Origin of the sequence: Kordia jejudonensis (assembly GCF_001005315.1) — a bacterium.
GTDB lineage: Bacteria > Bacteroidota > Bacteroidia > Flavobacteriales > Flavobacteriaceae > Kordia > Kordia jejudonensis.
The window spans coordinates 1-1,427 of record NZ_LBMG01000138.1 but is presented as its reverse complement, the minus strand read 5'-3'; the positions used below and the strand labels follow the sequence as shown (position 1 = coordinate 1,427).

Sequence of the window (1,427 nt, the reverse complement as noted above, 5' to 3'; positions counted from 1 at the left end):
AGGGGAAATTGTTATTCAACCTCAATTTGATGAAGCGGATAGTTTTGGAGAAAGTGAATTAATAGTAATTTGGCAAAATGGAAAATGTGGCTTTCTCAATAAAAAAGGAGAGATTATCATGCTGGCTCAATTTCATCTTGTTTGTGATTTTGAAGAATCTGAATTAGCTGTAATTATACAAAATGGCAAGTATGGCTTTATTAATCAAAAAGGGGAAATCGTTATTCAACCTCAATTTGATAATGCATCTAGTTTTGAAGAAGCTGAATTAGCAGTAATAGAACAAAACAAAAAATACGGTTTTATAAACAAGAAAGGGGAAATTGTTATTAAACCTCAATTTGACAAAGCATTTGATTTTGGAAAATCTGAATTAGCACCAATCAAGCAAAATAGCAAATGGGGGTATATTAATACTAGAGGAGAAATTATTGTTCAGCCTCAATTTGACAAGGCATTTGGTTTTGGAAAATCTGAATTAGCATCAATCGAGCAAAATGGAAAATCTGGCTATATTGACAAAAAAGGAAAAATTGTTATTCCACCTCAATTTGATGAAACAAGAAACTTTTTAAAATACGAATTTGCAAGAATACATCAAGATAGAAAATATGGTTGCATCAACAAGGAAATAGGGAAAGTTATTTTACAACCAAAATTTGATCGTATTGAAGAATATGATGAATTTATTTTAGGCGTTCAATTTGGAAAATCTTGGGGTATTGTAACATGTAAAGGAGAGTATATTGGCTTTACAGAAGAAGATATAGAACAAGAAAAAAGGGAAATATTCACATATGATGAAGATATTGATGTAACAGATGAAGAAATAGCGGAAATGGAAAGAATACTCTATAATAAAAATACTGATATACCAGAAGATGCCACAACACAAGATTTACTGAATGACGTTTTGTGGAATTTTGCAATAGAAAAATTTGACGATTTGGAGTCTTTTTCAATTGAACTTGTAGCGTATAATAATGCATTAAATTCTGAAAACAGTTCCGATTTGGATATAGGTCGTATTTTTAACTCATCAAAAGAAATAACAGTTCAATATTTTTACTCGGGAGAAGATGAAGATCAAATGGAAGAAGATTTTATCGTTAGTACAGAAAATGAAAATGGCTTTATGTTGAAAGAATTTCTCTTTAAAGTACATAATCAAATTTGCGAAAAAATGATGGAGGAAGATGCTACTTATTTCGAAGGTCTAACTCCTTTTGACGATGATTGTGATAAGCCTTTTTTCTTTTTAAATCAAGGCTCATGAGTAAGTAAATACGAGCTTGTTCAAAAATCCGCCTAAAATTAATATGCACACAGTTTTTTGTATACTACCTGCCTTTTGATTTTTTTTAATTTACAAATTGCTTGACGACAGACCAAAATTAAACGAAAAATTATTTAATCTCTCTATAAAA

The 1,427-nt window shown here is 30.0% G+C and carries 1 protein-coding gene; it reads left to right on the top strand.

The genetic code is table 11. The features are described from left to right. A partial coding sequence (locus AA089_RS22995; protein ID WP_046759371.1) for a WG repeat-containing protein occupies nucleotides 1-1,276 on the top strand: 1,276 nt, incomplete at its 5' end. Nucleotides 1,277-1,427 lie beyond the last annotated feature (151 nt).